General features: G+C 43.6%; 1 protein-coding gene. It reads right to left on the bottom strand.

Features of this window, described 5'->3' with window-relative positions; genetic code table 11:
• Positions 1–236: group II intron maturase-specific domain-containing protein (locus JIG41_RS12755; protein WP_283246066.1), on the bottom strand; the 236-nt coding region annotated here is incomplete at both ends.

The following is a 236-nucleotide window of genomic DNA, read 5'->3' as shown; positions in this document are numbered from 1 at the left end:
TTCATGCTCTTCTGCCAACCGTGAAATTGCCATTGGCCTCGACGGTTGATAAAGTACTTCATGGCGATCCAAGTTTTTGATTTTGTTGGATGACGCCTTTTAGCCCAATGCCATAACGCTAGAAATAGTTTGTGGCTCACATATCCGAATACTTGTTTGGCAACGCAATGGCGATAGTAATTCGACCAACCCCTGAGTTTCGGATTTATCAACTTGATTAGATCGTTAACGGGGGT

Source organism: Pseudoalteromonas sp. bablab_jr011 (assembly GCF_016464045.1).
GTDB classification, from domain to species: domain Bacteria; phylum Pseudomonadota; class Gammaproteobacteria; order Enterobacterales; family Alteromonadaceae; genus Pseudoalteromonas; species Pseudoalteromonas lipolytica.
This window is presented reverse-complemented; position numbering and strand designations above follow the sequence as displayed.